15 protein-coding genes and 1 pseudogene are annotated in these 18,993 nt (G+C 65.3%); 4 read left to right on the top strand and 12 right to left on the bottom strand.

The features are described 5' to 3' along the window. Nucleotides 1-39: 39 nt before the first annotated feature. Entirely contained in the window at nt 40-660 is a 621-nt protein-coding gene (locus tag ACODTJ_RS22755) for a pentapeptide repeat-containing protein (protein ID WP_454657306.1), read from the bottom strand. A gap of 168 nt (nt 661-828) precedes the next feature. Here ACODTJ_RS22755 and ACODTJ_RS22750 point away from each other — a divergent pair, with 168 nt between their 5' ends. Beyond that, nucleotides 829-1,989: a glycerophosphodiester phosphodiesterase gene (locus tag ACODTJ_RS22750; protein ID WP_454657307.1), complete on the top strand. Its 1,161-nt coding sequence runs from the start codon at nt 829-831 to the stop codon at nt 1,987-1,989. Between the two features lie 246 nt (nt 1,990-2,235). On the opposite strand, the gene ACODTJ_RS22745 is transcribed toward ACODTJ_RS22750, so the two are convergent. The 5 genes and pseudogenes from ACODTJ_RS22745 to ACODTJ_RS22725 all read right to left on the bottom strand — a co-directional run bounded on the left by ACODTJ_RS22745 (nt 2,236) and on the right by ACODTJ_RS22725 (nt 8,217). Beyond that, the gene (locus tag ACODTJ_RS22745) at nt 2,236-3,030 is read right to left on the bottom strand and encodes an amino acid ABC transporter ATP-binding protein (protein WP_454659006.1); all 795 of its coding nucleotides are present in this window, start codon (nt 3,028-3,030) and stop codon (nt 2,236-2,238) included. A 20-nt stretch (nt 3,031-3,050) separates the two neighbouring features. After that, nucleotides 3,051-4,430 carry an amino acid ABC transporter permease gene (locus tag ACODTJ_RS22740; protein WP_454657308.1) on the bottom strand — a complete coding sequence of 460 codons (1,380 nt, stop codon included), beginning with the start codon at nt 4,428-4,430 and terminating at the stop codon, nt 3,051-3,053. 10 nt (nt 4,431-4,440) lie between these two features. Then, nucleotides 4,441-5,637, bottom strand: a complete 1,197-nt coding sequence (locus ACODTJ_RS22735; protein WP_454657309.1) for an amino acid ABC transporter permease — start codon at nt 5,635-5,637, stop codon at nt 4,441-4,443. Nucleotides 5,638-6,008: 371 nt separating this feature from the next. Beyond that, nucleotides 6,009-7,015: pseudogene (locus tag ACODTJ_RS22730) on the bottom strand (amino acid ABC transporter substrate-binding protein). A gap of 179 nt (nt 7,016-7,194) precedes the next feature. After that, entirely contained in the window at nt 7,195-8,217 is a 1,023-nt protein-coding gene (locus ACODTJ_RS22725; protein WP_454657310.1) for an amino acid ABC transporter substrate-binding protein, read from the bottom strand. Between the two features lie 265 nt (nt 8,218-8,482). Between ACODTJ_RS22725 and metC the strand changes: the two genes are divergently transcribed. Next, a complete protein-coding gene (gene metC, locus ACODTJ_RS22720) occupies nt 8,483-9,673 on the top strand; it encodes a cystathionine beta-lyase (RefSeq protein ID WP_454657311.1) in 1,191 nt (396 codons plus the stop codon). 170 nt (nt 9,674-9,843) lie between these two features. On the opposite strand, the gene ppx is transcribed toward metC, so the two are convergent. The 5 genes from ppx to ACODTJ_RS22695 all read right to left on the bottom strand — a co-directional run bounded on the left by ppx (nt 9,844) and on the right by ACODTJ_RS22695 (nt 16,109). Then, complete coding sequence (gene ppx / locus ACODTJ_RS22715; protein WP_454657312.1) at nt 9,844-11,325, bottom strand: exopolyphosphatase; 1,482 nt, start codon at nt 11,323-11,325, stop codon at nt 9,844-9,846. A 28-nt stretch (nt 11,326-11,353) separates the two neighbouring features. After that, nucleotides 11,354-13,546 (bottom strand): RNA degradosome polyphosphate kinase, encoded by a 2,193-nt coding sequence (locus ACODTJ_RS22710; protein WP_454657313.1) that lies wholly within the window; start codon nt 13,544-13,546, stop codon nt 11,354-11,356. Between the two features lie 123 nt (nt 13,547-13,669). Further along, nucleotides 13,670-14,368, bottom strand: a complete 699-nt coding sequence (locus tag ACODTJ_RS22705; protein WP_454657314.1) for a P-loop NTPase family protein — start codon at nt 14,366-14,368, stop codon at nt 13,670-13,672. Nucleotides 14,369-14,375: 7 nt separating this feature from the next. Then, nucleotides 14,376-15,485, bottom strand: a complete 1,110-nt coding sequence (locus ACODTJ_RS22700) for an AI-2E family transporter (RefSeq protein WP_454657315.1) — start codon at nt 15,483-15,485, stop codon at nt 14,376-14,378. A gap of 93 nt (nt 15,486-15,578) precedes the next feature. Further along, nucleotides 15,579-16,109 carry a CDP-alcohol phosphatidyltransferase family protein gene (locus tag ACODTJ_RS22695; protein ID WP_454657316.1) on the bottom strand — a complete coding sequence of 177 codons (531 nt, stop codon included), beginning with the start codon at nt 16,107-16,109 and terminating at the stop codon, nt 15,579-15,581. Nucleotides 16,110-16,394: 285 nt separating this feature from the next. On the opposite strand from ACODTJ_RS22695, the gene purM reads away from it, so the two are divergent. Continuing rightward, on the top strand, nt 16,395-17,468 hold the full coding sequence (gene purM, locus ACODTJ_RS22690) for a phosphoribosylformylglycinamidine cyclo-ligase (protein WP_454657317.1): 1,074 nt from the start codon (nt 16,395-16,397) through the stop codon (nt 17,466-17,468). Continuing rightward, nucleotides 17,465-18,088, top strand: a complete 624-nt coding sequence (gene purN / locus ACODTJ_RS22685; RefSeq protein WP_454657318.1) for a phosphoribosylglycinamide formyltransferase — start codon at nt 17,465-17,467, stop codon at nt 18,086-18,088. Before purM ends, purN begins: the two co-directional genes overlap by 4 nt. A gap of 119 nt (nt 18,089-18,207) precedes the next feature. On the opposite strand, the gene ACODTJ_RS22680 is transcribed toward purN, so the two are convergent. Next, nucleotides 18,208-18,966, bottom strand: a complete 759-nt coding sequence (locus ACODTJ_RS22680) for a helix-turn-helix transcriptional regulator (RefSeq protein ID WP_454657319.1) — start codon at nt 18,964-18,966, stop codon at nt 18,208-18,210. Nucleotides 18,967-18,993 lie beyond the last annotated feature (27 nt).

The raw sequence follows: 18,993 nt of genomic DNA, 5'->3' as shown, positions 1-18,993 counted from the left end.
CCGTTTCCAGGCAGGGCTGCTGTGGTCATCCGCGCGAGGTCACTTTCGGCGGACGTCCAGCCCCAGCGCCTTTGCGACGATGATCGTCTGATCGATCGTGATGATCGCGCCTTTGATCTGCGTGTTCGCAGGCTCCAGCGCACTGAGATCGCTGCCTCTCAGGTCACAATTCGAGAAATCGGCGCTGTGCAGCCAGGCGCCCGACAGATCGACGTCCCGGATCGAGCCATCCTGACAGCGCGCGCCTGTGAGGTCCGCTTCGCGCAATCGGGTGCCCCGGAAGCTCGCTTTGCGCAGGTCCGTTCCGGGAAGCCCGACGAAGGACCAGTCGCCGGCGACGACCTGCATGCTGTCGAACTGGCAGCCATCGAATATGCTGCCCACGAACTTGCATTCGGTGAAGGTCGTATCGAAGAAATTGCACCCCGCGAAGGTGCAGTTCACGAAAGCCGCGCTGTGATGCGTGGAGCCGTTGAAGCGCGCCCGGCGAAAGGTGCATTCGGTGAAGACGCAGCCGGTGTTCTGTGCCTCGCTCAGATCGAGATCGGCGAACAGCGTGCTCTGGTAGCGCTGCCGGTTGAGTTCGTCGCCATACCAATCCGCGCCGGCAATCGTTTCGATCGTCTTGGGCACGGGTTCGCCGTATCGTCGTTCAGCCATGATACCTGTGCTCGTCCGAAACGCGGCTCGCACACTATCCGATTCCCGACCACTCCCAAGTCAGGTGAAAGCCGCTACACTCCGCTCAAATCCAAGCGCTCGCCTTCATGGCCGTGTCATATCCGCCGCCTTAAGGTCCCACGCATTTTCGCGAGGCTGAGCCAGACCATGACAAAGCATTTCCTTCTCTCGACATCGCTCCTCGCCGCCCTGGCCTTCCAGGCTCCGAGCGCCTTTGCACAGGCCGCTCCGACGCTCTCCGGCCAGAAGCCGATCGTCGTCGCCCATCGCGGCGCCAGCGGCTACCTGCCGGAGCATACGATCGAGGGCTACAAGCTCGCGATCCAGCAGGGTGCCGATTTCATCGAGCCCGACCTCGTCTCGACCAAGGACGGCGTGCTGATCGTGCGCCACGAGCCGATGCTATCAGGCACGACCGATGTCGCCGAGCGCCCGGAATTCGCCAATCGCAAGACCACCCGCAAGGTCGATGGCGTCGACACCACCGACTGGTTCGCCAACGATTTCACCGTGGCCGAGATCAAGACGCTGAAGGCCAAGCAGGCCTTCGCCGATCGCGACCAATCGCATAACGGCAAGTACCAGATCCCGACTTTCCAGGAGGTGATCGACCTCGCCAAGGCGGAGAGCGCCCGCACCGGCCGCACCATCGGCATCTATCCCGAGACCAAGCACCCGACCTATCACGCCGCGCTCGGCCTCGCCTTCGAGGACAAGCTTTTGGACATGCTCAAGGCCGCCGGCTGGACCGACAAGACCGCGCCGGTCTTCATCCAGAGCTTCGAAACGGCGAACCTGAAATACCTGCGCCCGAAGACGCAGTTGCGCCTCGTCCAGCTCGTCGATGGCGACGGCGTCGACAAGGACGGCAAGGTTACGCTCGCCGCTCCCTTCGACCGGCCCTACGACTTCGCCGTGCTCGGCGACAAGCGCACCTTCCAGGACATGCTCTCGACTGAGGGCCTCAAGGAGATCGCGACCTATGCCGATGGCGTGGGCCCGTGGAAGCCCTATCTGATCGGCGCCAAGCAGACGATCGGTGCCGACGGCAAACCGCAGGACCTCAACGGTGACGGCGCGATCGACGAGCGCGACCGCACGCTGATCGCCCCGACCAATGTCGTGAAGGACGCCCATGCGGCGGGCCTGCTGGTCCATAGCTGGACCTTCCGCAGCGAGCCGAAGCGGCTGGCTTCCGACTTCAAGGGCGAGGCGAGCGCCGAATACAAGGCGTTCTTCGCGATCGGACTCGACGGCCTGTTTTCGGACTTCCCCGATCAGGCCGTGAAGGCGCGCGACGGCAAGTAAGCGACCTCGCCATAGACGGCACGGAGGGCATTTCACGTAAACGCGGGTCATCCCGGGCTTGACCCGGGATCCATGCCAGAGCGCTTCCGATCATGGTTCAGGCATGGATCCCGGCTCTGCGCTTCGCTCCGGCCGGGATGACCCGCGCTTCTGTGTAAAATCAGCACATTCTCGGAAGCGGTCACCCAACAAAAAACGCGCCGGCCAGGCCGGCGCGCTTCGATCACTCGATGAACCGTTCTTTTCTCAGTGCAGGATCTGGCTGAGGAAGAGCTTGGTGCGCTCGTGCTGCGGGTTCTTGAAGAACGCGTCGGGGGTGTTCATCTCGACGATCTGGCCGGCATCCATGAAGATGACGCGGTCGGCGACCTGACGGGCGAAGCCCATCTCGTGGGTGACGCAGAGCATGGTCATGCCCTCCTCGGCCAGCGAGACCATGGTGTCGAGCACCTCCTTGACCATTTCCGGATCGAGCGCCGAGGTCGGCTCGTCGAACAGCATGATCTTCGGGCTCATGCAGAGCGAGCGGGCGATCGCGACGCGCTGCTGCTGGCCGCCCGAGAGCTGGCCCGGATATTTATGAGCCTGCTCGGGAATCTTGACGCGCTTGAGATAGTGCATGCCGATCTCCTCGGCATCCTTCTTGGGCATCTTGCGCACCCAGATCGGCGCCAGCGTCAGGTTCTCGAGAATCGTCAGATGCGGGAACAGGTTGAAGTGCTGGAAGACCATGCCGACGTCGCGACGGATCTCGTCGATCTTCTTGAGATCGTTGGTGAGCTCCGTGCCGTCGACGATGATCTGGCCCTTCTGGTGCTCCTCCAGACGGTTGATGCAGCGGATCATCGTGGACTTGCCCGAGCCGGACGGGCCGCAGATCACCAGCTTCTCGCCGCGGCCGACCTTCAGGTTGATGTCGCGCAGCACGTGGAACTCGCCGTACCACTTGTTCACCCCGATCATCTCGACGGCGGTCGCGGTATTCAGCGAGGTCTGCTTCAGCGCCGCGGGGCGGGAGCCGGTCGTCTTGGTTTCTGCCATTGCCATGGTTGTCGTTCCTCTCAACGTTTTTGGCCGGCGGCGAGGCGCTTTTCGACCGCGATCGAATAGCGCGACATTCCCCAGCAGCACAGGAAATAGAAGATGGCGGCGAAAGCGTAACCTGTCGACCGGGTCGTGGGCGTGGCCCAGGTCGGATCGATCAGCGTCGCCTCGATGGTGCGCAGGAAGTCGAAGATGCCGACGATGGTGACCAGCGTCGTATCCTTGAACAGCCCGATGAAGGTGTTGACGATGCCCGGGATCACGATGCGCAGCGCCTGCGGCAGGATGATCAGGCGCATCATCTGCCAGTAGCCGAGGCCGAGCGACATCGCGCCCTCGTACTGGCCCTTCGGCATCGCCTGCAGGCCGCCGCGCACCACCTCCGCCATATAGGCAGCGGCGAAGAGCGCGACGCCGACCAGCGGCCGCAGCAGCCGGTCCGGCGACCATTCCTGCGGCACGAAGAGCGGCAGCATGGTGTTGGCCATGAACAGCACGGTGATCAGCGGCACGCCACGCACGAACTCGATGAAGATCACCGAGAGCAGCTGGATCGCCGGCAGCCGCGAGCGGCGGCCGAGCGCCAGCAGCACGCCAAGCGGCAGCGAAAAGACGATGCCGACCGCCGAGATCAGGAAGGTCACGGTCATGCCGCCCCAGAGGCCGGTATCGACGCGCGGCAACCCGATCTTGTCGGCCAGGATCGCCAGGACCCCGAAGATGACGAGCGAGATCAGGATCAGACGCTTGGGCCCGTAGAAGCGCTGCCAGGCCGGCATCGCCTCCTCGACCGCGAGCTGCCCCTCGCCGATCCAGAACTTCATCAGCCCCGGCGCGAAGGAGAGCACCAGATAGAGCACCGCCAGCGCGAAGGTGACGATGATCAGGAAGCGCAGGAAGCTCTCCGCACGCGGGCCGCCGAGCAGCAGGATGAAGGCGCTCGCCGGCATGATGACGAAGAAGAAGAAGACCCCGACCTTCTTCAGCGGCATCTTGTTCCAGAGCAGCCAGACCACGCCGAGCGCGAACATCGCGAAGACGATGTTGACGCGCCAGCGCTCCGCCACCGGATAGGAGCCGTAGATGAAATACTGGGTACGGTCAGCGACATAGGCCCAGCAGGCGCCGACCGGGCGCCCGACTTTGTCGGCGAGGCAGGCGTCGCGGTTCGCACCGGTCCAGACCGCGTCGAGGAAGTAGAAGCGGACCATCCCCGGCACCGTATCGACCACGAGCCAGACGCAGAGCAGCGTCAGGATCGCGTTGAGCGGGCTGGAGAACAGGTTCGTCCTGATCCAGGCCAGAGGCCCGGCGACGGAGAGCGGCGCCGGCTCCTGCTGGAGGGTCTCCTTGCGGACGAAGGCGTAGGGCGCGTTTTCGGTTGTTGCGTCGGTCATCGCGCAGCCCTCACCGTTCCACCAGCGCCATGCGCTTGTTGTAGATGTTCATGAACAGCGACGTCACCAGCGAGATCGTCAGATAGACCGCCATCGTGATCGAGACCATCTCGACTGCCTGGCCGGTCTGGTTCAGCACCGTGCCGGTGAAGACCTGGACGAGGTCGGGATAGCCGATCGCGACCGCCAGCGACGAGTTCTTGGTCAGGTTGAGGTAGTTCGAGGTCAGCGGCGGGATGATGACGCGCATCGCCTGCGGGATGACGACGAGCTTCAGCGTCGGCCCGTTGCGCAAGCCCAGTGCGTGCGCCGCCTCGGTCTGCCCCTTCGACACCGCGAGGATGCCGGCGCGCACGACCTCGGCGATGAAGCCGGCCGTATAGGTGGTCAGGCCGACCAGAAGCGCGACGAATTCCGGGAAGATCTGGATGCCGCCGCGCAGGTTGAAGCCGGCAAGCTCCGGATAGACGAAGGTGACCGGCCGACCCATGACGAAATAGACCAGCGTAGGCAGGATCACGATCAGGCCGAGCGCGACCAGGCCGAGCGGATATTGCCGGCCGGTCGCCGCCTGCTGCTTGTGAGCCCAGGAGCGGAAAACGAGGGTGGCGACAAGGCCGATCAGGAATGCCCAGACGATCAGGCTGCCGCCTGGCCCCAGATGCGGATCGGGAAGGTAAAGGCCGCGGTTGTTGAGCAGCGCACCGGCCGGCAGCTCGATCGACTGGCGCGGGTTCGGCAGCGGCTTCAGCACCGCATTGTACCAGAAGAAGAGCTGGAGCAGCAGCGGGATGTTGCGGATGACCTCGACATAGATCATCGCGAGCTTGGAGATCACCCAGTTGTTCGACAACCGGGCGACGCCGACGAAGAAGCCCAGGAAGGTCGCGAAGATGATGCCCAACCCAGCGACGAGCAGCGTGTTCAGCAATCCGACGATGAACGCATCGCCATAGGTCGAGCCGCCGGAAGCCGAGAACGGGATCAGCTTCTGGTTGACGTCGAAGCCGGCGGCGTTGTGCCAGAAGCCGAAGCCGGAGGCGATCTTCTGCGCGCGCAGGTTTTCGATCGCGTTCGATGCCGCCGACCAGACCAGGAAGACGACGATCGCCACCAAAGCGATCTGATAGACATAGCCCCGGATCTTCGGGTCGTAAAATAGCGACGCCTTGCCTGGGGATACCTGTTCGTGGGGAATGCTCGACACCTGTCACGCCCTTTTTTGTTTCGCTTGTCGTGGCCGGCGATCCTGCGGCGGTGCGGTTGCGCCGCGGTCGTCTTGTTGCCCGTGCCACTCTTCTGGTTTTGGAAGCGCACCCGGCCGTCAGGCCGTGCGCGCTTGTCTCAGCCCCCGGTCCCCGCCCGCGCGGTGCGCTGCGACAGGTATCCGGCGCCGGCAGCTGCCGACGCAACGATCATCCTCATGTTGTCCCCTGTTCGGAGCAGGTTGGTCCCGCCCTCGGCTAGCCAGCAAGTCCCGGGCCAGACGACCCGGACCCCGCCGTATTTCCTTCGTCTCGCGCAGAGCCTTCCGGCTCCGTTCCATTCCGTCGTGAACCGGGTTTGACCCGGCCCTGCTCAGCGGATCGGCGGGGCGTATGCAGGCCGCCCCGAGTCCAAAGCGCATTCTGGCCACGTTCGATCCTCAGAGGCGAGTCCCGACCGAGGTTTCTCTCGAAAGATTCACCATAATTGCCGACATCGCGAAGAATGCGATAGGCCCAATCGCGATCGAGACCCAACGCCTCGCCGAAATCCCCCTCGATTCCGAGCAGACGCCGGATATCCGGTCGCTCGGAAGCCCGCATCGCGGCGGCATTACCCTGACCGACCCCAAGATCCTCGGCATTCACCATGGCGAAGAGCGTCCATTTGACCAGATCGAACCACTGGTCGTCGCCATGGCGCGCGGCGGGGCCGAGCGGCTCCTTCGCGATCGTCTCGGGCAGGATGACGTGTTCTTGCGGTGCCGCCAGCTTCATCCGCTGAATCGCGAGGCCCGCCCGGTCATAAGCATAGGCGTCGCAGCGGCCGCTGGCATAGGCGTCGACGGTCTCCTCGCTGCCCTGGAAGGTGACGATCTCGTATTTCAGGCCGTGACCACGGAAGAAATCGGCGACGTTGAGTTCGGTGGTGGTGCCCTGCTCGGTGCAGACCGAGGCACCGGTCAGTTGCAAGGCCGATGTCAGGCCAAGCGTGGCACGAACCATAAAGCCTTCGCCGCCGTAGAAATTAATGCCGGTGAAGTTGAGGCCGAGCGCGGTATCGCGCGCCATCGACCAGGTCGAGGTCCGCGACAGCAGATCGACCTCACCGGCCTGAAGCGCCGTGAAACGGTCCTTGGACAGGAGCGGGACGAATTGCACCTTTTCGGGATCGTCGAAGATCGCGGCGGCAACCGCCCGGCAGAGATCGACGTCGAAGCCGGTCCAGCGCCCCTGCCTGTCGGGGATCGAGAAACCGGCCAGCGAAGGCGCCACACCGCAAATGACCGCACCGCGATGCCTGACCTGCTCCAGCAAGCCGCTCTCTGGAGCAGCCCGTCCGCTAACCGGCGCAAGGGCCGCCATAGCGGCGAATGCCATCGCGAAGATGGGCGGCATCCTTGCTTTTCCCATGGCGGTACGGGCCCTGGACGACAGCAGCGATGGCACCATGCGGTAATCAAATACTCAAATCTTGCGCACCGTCGGCAAAGGCCGCCTCGGAGCGCGCACCCGAAACGAAAACGGGGCGCCGGTCAGGCCGGCGCCCCGGAAGGTTGTTAGCGAACCGGCGGAGCGTATTGCAGACCGCCCTTGGTCCAGAGCGCGTTCTGGCCGCGCGCGATCTTGAGCAGGGAGCCCTGGCCGACGTTACGCTCGAAGGATTCGCCGTAATTGCCGACATGCTTGACGATGCGGACGACCCAGTCCGCCGTCAGGCCGACCTGCTCGCCGAACTTGCCTTCGGTGCCGAGCAGACGCTTGATCTCCGGGTTGTCGGACTTCAGCTGCTGCTCGACATTCGCCTGGGTCACACCGAGCTCCTCGGCGTTCAGCATGGCGAAATGGGTCCACTTCACCAGGTTGAGCCACTGCGGGTCGTTGTTACGGACGGAGGGGCCGAGCGGCTCCTTGGAGATGATCTCCGGCAGCACGAGGTGCTCGTCCGGGTTCGTCAGCTTCAGACGCTCGGCATAGAGGCCCGAGGCGTCGGTGGTGAAGGCGTCGCAGCGGCCGGCGTCATAGGCCTTGATCGTCTCGTCCGAGCTGGCGAAGGCGACGACTTCGTACTTGAGGTTGTTGGCGCGGAAATAGTCGGCGAGGTTGAGTTCGGTCGTGGTGCCCTGCTGGGTGCAGACCGAGGCGCCGTTGAGCTGAAGCGCCGAGTTCACGCCGAGCTTCTTGCGGACCAGAAAGCCCTGGCCGTCATAGTAGTTCACGCCGGTGAAGAGCAGGCCGAGCGAAGCGTCGCGCGTCATCGTCCAGGTCGAGTTGCGGACGAGCACGTCGACTTCGCCCGACTGGAGCGCGGTGAAGCGGTCCTTGGCCGAAAGCGGGATGAACTTCACCTTGTTGGGATCGTTGAAGATCGTCGCCGAGATGGCACGGCAAAGGTCGACGTCGAGCCCCTTCCAGTTACCCTGCGCGTCCGGCACGCCGAAGCCGGCAAGGCCGGTATTCGAGCCGCAATTCAGGATGCCGCGCTGCTTGACCTGCGCGAGCGTGGCCTGGGCCGAGGCCCCGGTCGCGGACAGCGCCATGCCGATCCCTGCTGCGAGGGCGGCTGCAACAAACTTTTTCATCGGTACTCTCCCGTTGGAACCCCTTGTCCGGCTGATGCCGGAAGATATTTCTGGTCCCGCCGCCGGCGGCTTTTTCGCCGCTCGGTTGATCCCGCTTTCGCGCGGCGTCCCCATATCCTCGAGTCGATTGCCAGAGCGATTCATGAGCGTCAAGCAACCGCCACACGCATGAACCGCCCCTTGTTCCCTGCATACATCACATGCGAGTTTGTGGGGAGTGGTCAAGCCTGACCATGATTTCCCCCTTTTCTGGCCGTGCCTTTCCATGAAAAAGCTGACTTCGCCTGAATTCGCGCGCCTCGGCGAGCGCACGCGCCTCGTGCTGGCAGGGCGCGACCCGGCCGACAGCTACGGATTTGTCAATCCGCCTATCGTACGAGGCTCTACGGTCGTCTATCCGAACACCGAAGACTTCCTGGTGCGCAAAGCGCGCTACACCTACGGCACCGACGGCAACCCGACGATCGACGCGCTGTTGGCCGCCGCCAATACGATCGAGGGCGGCGCCGGCGTTGTCGTGACGCCATCGGGGCTGATGGCCTGCACGCTCGCCTTCCTGACCCTGCTATCGTCCGGCGATCACGTTCTGGTGACGGACAGCGTCTACCGGCCGACGCGCATCTTCTGCGACACCTTCCTCAAGCGGATGGGCGTCGAAGTGACCTATTGCGACCCGCTGGTCGGCGCCGACATCGCGGAGCTGTTCAAGCCGAACACCAGGGCCGTCTGGACCGAAGCGCCGGGCTCGCAGACCTTCGAGATGCAGGACATCCCGGCCATCGTGGCGGCAGCGCATGCGCGCGACATCCTGGTCGCGATGGACAATACCTGGGCGACGCCGCTGTTCTTCGATGCCCATGCCTTCGGCGTCGATCTCTCGGTGCAAGCCGGCACCAAATACTACGCCGCCCATTCGGACGTGCTGATCGGCACCGTCTCGGCCCGCACGCCGGAGCTTTACAAGAAGCTGCGCGCAGCCTGGAACCAGCTCGGCCTCATCATTGCCCCGGAAGACGCGTTCCTGACGCTGCGCGGCATGCGCACGATGGCGATCCGCCTGAAGGAACAGATGCCGGCCGGTATCGCCGTGGCCGAATGGCTGCAGGGACGGCCCGAGGTCGCCCGTGTCCTTCACCCTGCCCTGCCGGGCGCGCCGGGCCACGAGATCTGGAAGCGCGACTTCACCGGCGCTTCCTCGCTCTTCACCTTCGAACTGAAGCCCGTTTCGATGAAGGCCGTCGGCGCGATGCTGGACGGGCTCGCCCTGTTCGGGATCGGCGCCTCCTGGGGCGGCTATGAGAGCCTCGTCCTGCCCTTCGACTGCAAGGACTACCGCACGGCGACGAAGCCGGACTTCAAGGGGCCGACGGTCCGCATCCATATCGGGCTCGAGGACATCGAGGACCTCAAGGCCGATCTCGATGCCGGCTTCGCAAGGCTGCGCGCGGTGGGGTGAGCCAGCCCTTTGTCATTCCGGGGCTTCGCGTAGCGAAGAACCCGGAACCCACGATCAGGCACTCCACTGACAACCGCACACCGAATGTCTCACCCCGTCGTGGGTTCCGGGTTCGCGCCTGCAGCGCGCCCCGGAATGACAAGGGTTGGGTGATCGAATGCCGACAGACCTCAGAGCCGCCCGATCTCGAAATCGCGGCCGAGCAGCTTCGCGAGCTGCTTGAGCCGCCCCTCGACGCGCTCGCTCGCCAGCGCCGCGAGGTCATCAGGGAAGCGCAGGAGCAGCCGATTGTCGATGCAGGAAGCCGGGATGCGCGGCAGGATGCCGGACATGCCGGCCGAGAGGAGATAGGCGACGCGGAAGATCGCCGCGATCAGCATCGCCCGTGTCAGGACGGCCGGCGGCAACAGCGTCTTCAACCCTGCTGCAGCCGGTGAACTCGCCTTCATCCCGGCATAGCGATGGAAGATCGTCAGCGCCAGGAAGGCCCGGCCGACATGGTCGAGGCCGGTGAAATAGGCATGGGCGATCACGTTCATGCTCTGCTCGCCGCGATAGTCGGGATGGGCGCGCCAGCCGATATCGGAGAGCAGGCAGACGGTCTCGACCATCCGGCCGGAGGGCTCGTCCTGCGGCAGGCCGGCCGTCTCCAGGATGCCGCGGGTCCAGTTGATCAGCTCGGCCGCATGACGCGGGTCGCGGGCGCGCAGCAGATTGTAATCGCGCGCGGCCTGCATGAGCGGATCGGCGCTCTGCTCTTCCGGCGAGAGCTGCTCGTGCAGCAGGCCCTCGCGCACGCCCTGCGCCGAGATGATGATCTCGCGCGGCTTGCCACGCTTGATCAGCTCGTCGAGCACCAGCGCACCATAGGCCAGCAGCGGACGGCGGGCCGAGGACACGGAATCGATCGCGTCGAGCACCGAGATATCGGCCCGTTCGACCAGCTTGACGAAATCGGCGACGTCGCGCGTCGGGACGGAGTAGCCGTGCATCACGTTCAGCGGATAGGCCGCGCGATGCTGGTGGAGGGTGGCGAGCGCGCGCCAGGTGCCGCCGACGGCGTAGAAGTCGCGGCCCTTCATGGCGGCGAGCTGCGGCAGCTTGTCGAGCTCGTCCTTGACGATCTTCTCGGCCGCCTTGAGCGAGCCCTTCGATCGGTCGAGCAGGGCGAGGCCGCCGAGCGGGACGCTGGCACCCTGCCCCACCGCGCCGTCCTTGACCGAGATCAGCTCCAGGCTGCCGCCGCCGAGGTCGCCGACGACGCCGTCCGGGTTGTCGAAGCCCGAGATCACGCCGAGGCCGGAGAGCACGGCCTCGCGACCGCCCGAGATCAACTCGATCGGCTGCCCGATCGCCGCCTCGGCGCGGGCGATGAATTCCGGGCCGTTGCTGGCATAGCGCGCCGCAGCCGTCGCGATGACGCGGATCTCGCCGACATGCATGGCTTCGCAGAGGATGCGGAAGCGCACCAGCGCATTGATCGCCTTGGCGATGGCATCGTCGGCAAGACGGCCGGTCGAGGCGACCTGCCGGCCGAGACCGGCCATCTCCTTCTCGTTGAAGACCTGCGACGGCGCGCGGGCCAGCATCTCGTAGACGACGAGACGGACCGAGTTCGAGCCGATATCGACGATGGCGATCGTATGGGACAACGCGAGCCGCCCCGGCGCATGCCTGAGCTCAGGCCTTGCGTCCCCCTCGGCGCGAGAGGGAGCGGGGACTTGAATTGGAGAGCGATTTTCCACGTCCGGACAGACTCGGGTTCGTCATGAAGTACTTATGCGCGTTGAACGGCTCTTCGTTCGGCGCGGGGACAATGCGGCGCGAGCCGCCATCGGGCAATATCGTCCAGCTCTGCTCGTTGTCGAGCAGATTGGCCAACATGATCTGATCCAGCAACTGCTGATGCACAGTCGGATTGAGGATCGGCGTCAGCGCCTCGACGCGGCGGTCGAGATTGCGCGGCATCAGGTCGGCCGAGGAAATGTAGATCTTGGCCTTGGGCGACGGCATGCCGTGACCGGCGCCGAAGGCGTAGATGCGGGTATGCTCCAGGAAGCGGCCGATAATCGACTTGACCCGGATATTCTCGGATAGACCGGGCACGCCGGGCCTCAGGCAGCAGATGCCGCGCACGACGAAGTCGATCTCGACGCCGGCCTGGCTGGCGTCATAGAGCGCGTCGATAATCTCGGGATCGACCAGCGAATTGCACTTGCCCCAGATCGCGCCCTTGCGGCCGGCCTTCACATGGGCGATCTCCTCGGCGATGTCGGCGAGCAGGCGCTGCTTCAGGCTGGTCGGCGAGACGGCCATCCGCTCGAGCCCAGCGGGCTCGGCATAGCCGGTGATGAAGTTGAAGATGCGGGCGACGTCCTGCGCGATCACCGGATCGGCGGTGAAGAAGGAGACGTCGGTATAGATGCGCGCCGTGATCGGGTGGTAGTTGCCGGTCGCGATGTGGCAGTAGCTGACGAGCTGCCCCGCCTCGCGGCGCACGACCAATGACAGCTTGGCGTGGGTCTTGAGCTCGATGAAGCCGTAGACGACCTGGACGCCGGCGCGCTCCATCTCCTTGGCCCAGCGGATATTGGCTTCCTCGTCGAAGCGGGCCTTGAGCTCGACCAGCGCCGTCACCGACTTGCCGGCCTCGGCCGCTTCGGTAAGCGCCTTGACGATCGGCGAGTTCGCGGAGGTGCGGTAGAGCGTCTGCTTGATCGCGACGACATTGGGGTCGCGCGCCGCCTGCTGCAGGAACTGCACGACGACGTCGAAGCTCTCATAGGGGTGATGGACCAGCAGGTCCTTCTGGCGGATCGCGGCGAAGCAATCGCCGCCATGCTCGCGGATGCGCTCCGGGAAGCGGGCGTTGTAGGGCTTGAACTTCAGGTCGGGCCGATCGACGCCGACGAGCTGCGAGAGCTCGGTCAGGCCGATCATGCCGTTGACCTCGACGACCTCGTCGTTGTCGACCTTGAGCTCGCGCACGATCAGCCGGCGCAGATGGTCCGGCATGCCGGTCGAGAGTTCGAGCCGGATGACGACGCCGAGGCGGCGCTGCTTCAGCATGGTCTCGAAGACGCGGACGAGATCCTCCGCCTCCTCCTCGATGTCCAGATCGGAATCGCGGATGATGCGGAACGAGCCGGCGCCCTTCACCTCGTAACCCGGGAAGAGCTTGCTGATGAACAGCGAGACCGCGTCGTCGAGCGCGATGAAGCGGTGCAGCCCTTCGCGCGCCAGGTCCGGCAACTCGATGAAGCGGTCGATCTTCGTGGGCACGCGGATCAGCGCGTCGAGCTGGCGCCCGTCATGCTTGCGCTCCAGCGCCAGCGCGATGGTGAAGCCGAGATTGGGGATGAAGGGGAAGGGATGCGCCGGGTCGATCGCCAGCGGCGTCAGCACCGGGAAGATGTAGTTGAGGAAGTAATCCTCCAGCCAGATCCGGTCCTGCGATCCGATATCGCCGGGCTGGAGCAGGTGGATGCGGTTCTCGTGCAGATCGTGGCGCAGCTCGGCCCAGCGCGCCTGCTGGTCGGCGGTCAAGGCCGCGACGGCTTCGCCGATGGCGACGAGCTGGCCGGCCGGCGTCAGGCCGTCCTGGCTGCGCGTGATGACGCCGGCCTTGAGCTGCTCGCGCAGGCCGGAGACGCGGACCATGAAGAACTCGTCGAGATTGTTCGCGGAGATCGAGAGGAAGCGCAGTTGCTCCAGCAGCGGGTGACTGCGATTCGAGGCTTCCTCCATGACGCGGCGGTTGAACTGGAGCCAGGAGAGCTCACGGTTCATGAAGCGCTCCGGTTGCTGGCGCAGCGACAGCGCGGCCTCCTCACCGGTAGTCTCGGCCTGGATCATCACAGTATCAGTCGTCATGCGCTTCATCCGTGCCCCGATCGGCCCCTCACCTGTCGCCGATCTTGAAGCCATCCTAGCGTGACGGTTCGATGACAAGCGACATGATTTGAGGAATGCCGGCTCGAGGAGACGCGGCCCGGTTCAACCCGCATCCTGCGGGAAGAGTTCCGCCAAAGCCTCCTGCACCAAGGGGCGCGTCACCCTGCGGCCGCGTTCGAGCGCAAGCCGGTCGAGCCGGTCGACAACCTGCCGCGCGGCGGCGAAGGAACGCTCCATCCGCATGGCGAGGGCGTCGATCACCGCGATATCGACGACGAGCTGGCGGTCGATGAAGAGCTTGACCAGCAATGCCCGCAGCAACCCGTCATCCGGTGGCTCGATCGTTGCGGCAGGAGCCAGCCTCAGGCGCGAGAGCAGGTCCGGTACTGTCAGCCCCCAGAGGTCGGGCGAGCGCCGCGCCGTCAGCAGCAACGAGCCGCCGCGCGCCTTGATCGCATTCATCAGATGGAACAGGGCGGGCTCGTCGAGGGAGCCTGAATCGCAATCCTCGATCACCAGCGCGCCGCCGGAGACGAGATGCGGCACCTGCGCCTCGTCCAGCTCCCTGGCGGAAATCGTCCAGGCATGGGCCGCGCGCGCCCAGATCGCGGCGAGATGGGTCTTGCCGGCGCCTTCCGGCCCGGTCAGGCGCAGCCAGGCTTCCGGCCAGGCCGGCCAGCGCTCGATCAGGCCATAGGCGGCCTCGTTGGAGGCGCCGACCAGAAAATCCTCGACGCCATGACGGCTGTCGACCGGCAGGTCGAAGGCGAGCTGGCGCGGACGCGGGGGAATTTCGGACATGGACAACTCAGGCGTCGGCGTCGATGCGCGCCTTGGCCGCCGCAGCGCGGGTGGCATCACCACCATGATAAAGGTTGCTGGCGAGATATTGCCGCAAGGCGAAGCGGCAGAGCACGCCGATGACGGCCGCGAGCGGCACCGCCAGCAACAGGCCGACGAAGCCGAACAGCGAGCCGAAGGCAAGCAGCGCGAACATCAGCCAGACCGGGTGAACGCCGATGGAATTGCCGACCAACTTGGGCTGGAGGATGTTCCCTTCGAGGAACTGCCCGGCGAAGAAGACGCCGAGCGTCGCCAAGGGCCAGGTCCAGTCCGGCCAGAACTGCACCGTCGCGACACCGACCGAGAGCACGAGTCCGGTCAGCGAGCCGACATAGGGGATGAAGGAGAGGAAGCCCGAGATGATGCCGATCAGCGCGCCGAAATTGACCCCGATGACGCTGAGGCCAATGGCATAGAAGCCGCCGAGCAGCACGCAGACCAGCGCCTGCCCGCGCAGGAATCCCGCGATCGCCATGTCCATCTCGTGCAGCAGGCTGCGGATGGTGTCGCGATGCTCGAGCGGCAGCCAGCTGTCGACGGTCGCGACCATGCGGTCCCAGTCGGCCAGCAGGTAGAAGGCGATGACCGGTGTCAGCACCAGGAGCGAGAACACGCCGACGATGGCGGTGCCGCCGCTCCAGAGCGATTGGAGCAGGCCGCCGACCCATTTCATGCCGTCGCCGACGAGATTGCCGAGCGAACTCTGCGCCTCCTTGGTCAGTTCCGCGCCCCCGAAACGCTCGAGCCAGGGCGCGCTCTTCTCCAGCACCAGAGCCTGGAGCTTGGCGGCATCGCCGGGCAGACGGGCGACGAGGCCGGCGAGCTGCTGGCCGAGCAACGGCGCGAGCAGCACCAGCGCCAGCACGAAGATGAGCAGGAAGACGACGAGGATGACGATCGTCGCCGCCAGCCGATTCATGCCCATGCGCTCCAACCGGTCGGCGAGCGGATCGAGCAGATAGGCCAGCGTCAGCGCCGCGATGAAGGGCAGCAGCACATCGCGCAGCACCACCAGGAACAGGACGAAGACGACAAGGGAGCCGACCCAGAAGCCGATCTGGCGTTGCAACGTCATCGATCAGCCTCTCTCGCGTCTCACGGCCGGCAGGACATGTCAGATGTGCATCGGGGCCTGCGGTTCCAAGCCGTTCAGGCGGATAAAGCCCCGTCAACCTGCCATGTGGCGCAGCCAGAAGGCGAGATAGGCCGTCATCGAGGCGACCGTCAACAGAGCGACGAGGAGTTCACAGGCCAGCGCCAGCGCGCCGAGCTCGATGCCGAAGGCGCGCGAGCCCAAGGCGAGCGCGGCGAAGCCAATCTGTGCGGCAGTGTTGAGCTTGCTGACGACGATGGGCGCGATCGTCAGCGGCTTGTCGAGCAGCCAGGACAGGATCACCGCCGCCACGATCATCAGGTCCCTCGCGACGACGAGCACGACGAGCCAGACCGGGACCGCGCCGACGACGGCGAGCGTGATGTAGATCGAGACGATCAGCGCCTTGTCTGCGACGGGATCGAGCCATGCCCCCAGCTCGCTCGCCATGCCGCAGCGCTTGGCGAGGAAGCCGTCGATCGCATCCGAGATGCCGGCGACGACGAAAAGGATGAAGGCCGCATCCCAGTTCGCGTTGATGATCATGACGATGACCAGTGGCACCAGGAACAGGCGACCAATCGTGATCAGGTTGGGGATCGTCATGGCGGAGAGCTTTGCTCAATGCAGGGTACGACGCCAGAGGCTCGTGCGCGTCATGTCACTTTTCCGCGCGGTCATCCCGGACAAGCCGCCTATGGCGGCGTCGATCCGGGATCCATGCCTGACCCTTCATCGGAAATGCTCCGGCATGGATCCCGGGTCTCCCTCCGGTCGCCCGGGATGACACGAGTTGGTCTGTGAGAAACCAACAAAGCGCCCGCATATGCCTTGCCATGGCGGGCATGCTTGCCTATCGCTCCCGCGAGCACGCAAGGAAGGCGAAACGCAATGAGCAAGCCCGGCGCAAACGGACTGACCTATGCGCAGGCAGGTGTCGATATCGACGCCGGCAATGCCATGGTCGACGAGATCAAGCCGCTGGTGCGTGCGACGCGCCGGCCGGGCGCCGACGCGGAGATCGGCGGCTTCGGCGGGCTCTTCGACCTGAAAGCGGCCGGTTTCAACGACCCGATCCTGGTCGCAGCCAATGACGGCGTCGGCACCAAGGTCAAGATCGCGATTGAAAGCGGGCTGCATTCGACGATCGGCATCGACCTCGTCGCGATGTGCGTCAACGACCTGATCGTGCAGGGCGCCGAGCCCCTGCTCTTCCTCGACTATTACGCCACCGGCAAGCTCGACCCGAAGGTCGGCGTCGAGATCGTGCGCGGCATCGCCGATGGCTGCCGCCAGGCCGGCTGCGCACTGATCGGCGGCGAGACCGCCGAGATGCCGGGTATGTACGCAGAGAAGGATTACGACCTCGCCGGCTTCGCCGTCGGCGCCGCCGAACGCGGCACGCTGCTGCCGCGCGCTGACCTGAAGCCCGGCGACGTGGTGTTCGGCCTGCCCTCCTCCGGCGTGCACTCCAACGGCTATTCGCTTGTGCGCCGTATCGTCGAGGTCAGCGGCCTCGGCTGGAGCGCGCCCGCTCCGTTCGCGCCCGAGAAGAGCCTTGCCGAAGCTCTGCTGGAGCCGACCCGCATCTATGTGAAGCCGCTCCTGCAGGCATTGAAGGCGACCGACGGCATCAAGGCGCTGGCGCATATCACCGGCGGCGGCTTCCCCGACAATATCCCGCGCGTTCTGCCCGAAGGACTCGGCGTCGCGCTCGATCTCCCCGCCATCCCGGTTCCGGCCGTGTTCGGCTGGCTCGCCAAGGTCGGCGGCGTCGCCGAGCGCGAAATGCTGCGCACCTTCAACTGCGGCATCGGCATGATCGTCGCGGCTGAGGCCAGCAAGGCGGACGAGGTTCTCGCCGCCCTGAAGGCGGCCGGCGAGGCGCCGGTGAAGCTCGGCGAGATCGTGCCGGTCGCGGCCGGCGAGGAGCAGGTCGGCTATCGCGGCAAGCTCTCGCTGTGAGCGCCGCCCTTCCCCGCAAGCGCGTCGGGGTCCTGATCTCCGGGCGCGGCTCCAACATGGTCTCGCTGGCGGAAGCAGCGCAGGCGCCGGGCTATCCGGCCGAGATCGCGCTGGTCATTTCCAACATCCCCGACGTCGCCGGGCTCGAGCGGGCGCGTGATTTCGGCATCGCCACAGCGACCGTCGACCACCGCTCCTTCGGCAAGGACCGCGAAGCGTTCGAGCGCGCGGTGGATGAAGTGCTGCGGGTCAACCAGATCGAGCTCATCGTGCTCGCCGGCTTCATGCGCATCCTGACGCCCTGGTTCGTGGCGCGCTGGGAAGGCCGGATGATCAACATCCACCCGTCGCTGCTGCCGCTGTTCAAGGGCACGCATACGCATCGGCAGGCGCTGGAAGCCGGCGTCACCGAACATGGCTGCTCGGCACATTTCGTCGTGCCGGAGCTCGATGCCGGGCCGGTTATTCTGCAGGCGAAGGTGCCGGTCCTGCCCGGCGACGACGAGGAGACGCTGGCAAAGCGCGTCCTCGTCGAAGAGCACAAGCTCTATCCGGAGGCACTGGCGGAAGTCGCCTCCGGCCGCGCGAAGCTCGAAGGCGGCGCGGTCATCCGCGGTTAGAGCAACTCAGCAATTCTCCGAATTACAGAATTGCTCTAAGCCTTTGCTTTGTCGCGCATTCGCTAGCGCGGACCTTTGGTTCTTCACGCGAACCGGTATCCATTTCGCTCGAAAATGCTTTAGGCCGCGACGCTGCCCTCGGCGTTCGCCTGCATTCCGCTCCCCTCGCGCTTGCAGCGCTCCCATTCCTCCTTCGTGCGCTCCTCTTCCTTCTGCCAGCGACGGAAGAGATCGGCCCGTCGGGCGGGATAGCGCTCCTCCAGCGCAACGAGGCCAGTCAGGCGGTCGGTGCGGAAATGGCGGAAGGCCTGCCGAAGCTCGCACCAGGCGATGACGATGCGGACACGCTCGTAGAAGGTCATGCCGATCGGCCAGATCATGCGCTGCGTCGCATGCCCGCTCTCGTCGCTATAGTGGATCGAGAGCTTGCGGCCGTTGCGGATGGCGGCACGGACCGCCGCGACATCGACCTGATCGGTCGGCACATCGCCGGGATGGGACGCCGCGAACAAGGCACCATCGAGCAGGATCGGCCGCAGATGCGGCGGCAGCACTGCCGCGACCTTGCTGACGACATCCTCGGCAGCGCGCGCCAGCACCGGGTCGGCCCGCTCGCTCAGCCAACGCATGCCGACCAGAACGGCCTCGATCTCGTCGGGCGACAGCATCAAGGGCGGCAGGTCGAAGCCCGCATCGAGCACATAGCCGATGCCGGCCTCGCCGCGCACAGGCACGCCCTGGCGCACCAGTGCACCGATATCGCGATAGACCGTGCGCACGGAGACATCGAGCTCGGAGGCCAGCGTCTCGGCGGTCACGGGGCGCCTGCGACGACGCAGGCTCTGAATCATGTCGAGCAATCGTTCAGCGCGCTGCACGGCGGCGTCTCCACACTCGTCTCCCGG

The organism is Allobosea sp. FG18 (assembly GCF_057809495.1).
Note: the sequence above shows the minus strand (reverse complement) of the source record. Positions and strands in the feature narration are given on the sequence as shown.

Coding starts and splice junctions, on each gene's coding strand:
- ACODTJ_RS22755 (WP_454657306.1), bottom strand. CDS start 660: ATGGCTGAACGACGATACGGCGAACCCGTGCCCAAGACGATCGAAACG.
- ACODTJ_RS22750 (WP_454657307.1), top strand. CDS start 829: ATGACAAAGCATTTCCTTCTCTCGACATCGCTCCTCGCCGCCCTGGCC.
- ACODTJ_RS22745 (WP_454659006.1), bottom strand. CDS start 3,030: ATGGCAGAAACCAAGACGACCGGCTCCCGCCCCGCGGCGCTGAAGCAG.
- ACODTJ_RS22740 (WP_454657308.1), bottom strand. CDS start 4,430: ATGACCGACGCAACAACCGAAAACGCGCCCTACGCCTTCGTCCGCAAG.
- ACODTJ_RS22725 (WP_454657310.1), bottom strand. CDS start 8,217: ATGAAAAAGTTTGTTGCAGCCGCCCTCGCAGCAGGGATCGGCATGGCG.
- metC (WP_454657311.1), top strand. CDS start 8,483: ATGAAAAAGCTGACTTCGCCTGAATTCGCGCGCCTCGGCGAGCGCACG.
- ACODTJ_RS22710 (WP_454657313.1), bottom strand. CDS start 13,546: ATGACGACTGATACTGTGATGATCCAGGCCGAGACTACCGGTGAGGAG.
- ACODTJ_RS22705 (WP_454657314.1), bottom strand. CDS start 14,368: ATGTCCGAAATTCCCCCGCGTCCGCGCCAGCTCGCCTTCGACCTGCCG.
- ACODTJ_RS22700 (WP_454657315.1), bottom strand. CDS start 15,485: ATGACGTTGCAACGCCAGATCGGCTTCTGGGTCGGCTCCCTTGTCGTC.
- ACODTJ_RS22695 (WP_454657316.1), bottom strand. CDS start 16,109: ATGACGATCCCCAACCTGATCACGATTGGTCGCCTGTTCCTGGTGCCA.
- purM (WP_454657317.1), top strand. CDS start 16,395: ATGAGCAAGCCCGGCGCAAACGGACTGACCTATGCGCAGGCAGGTGTC.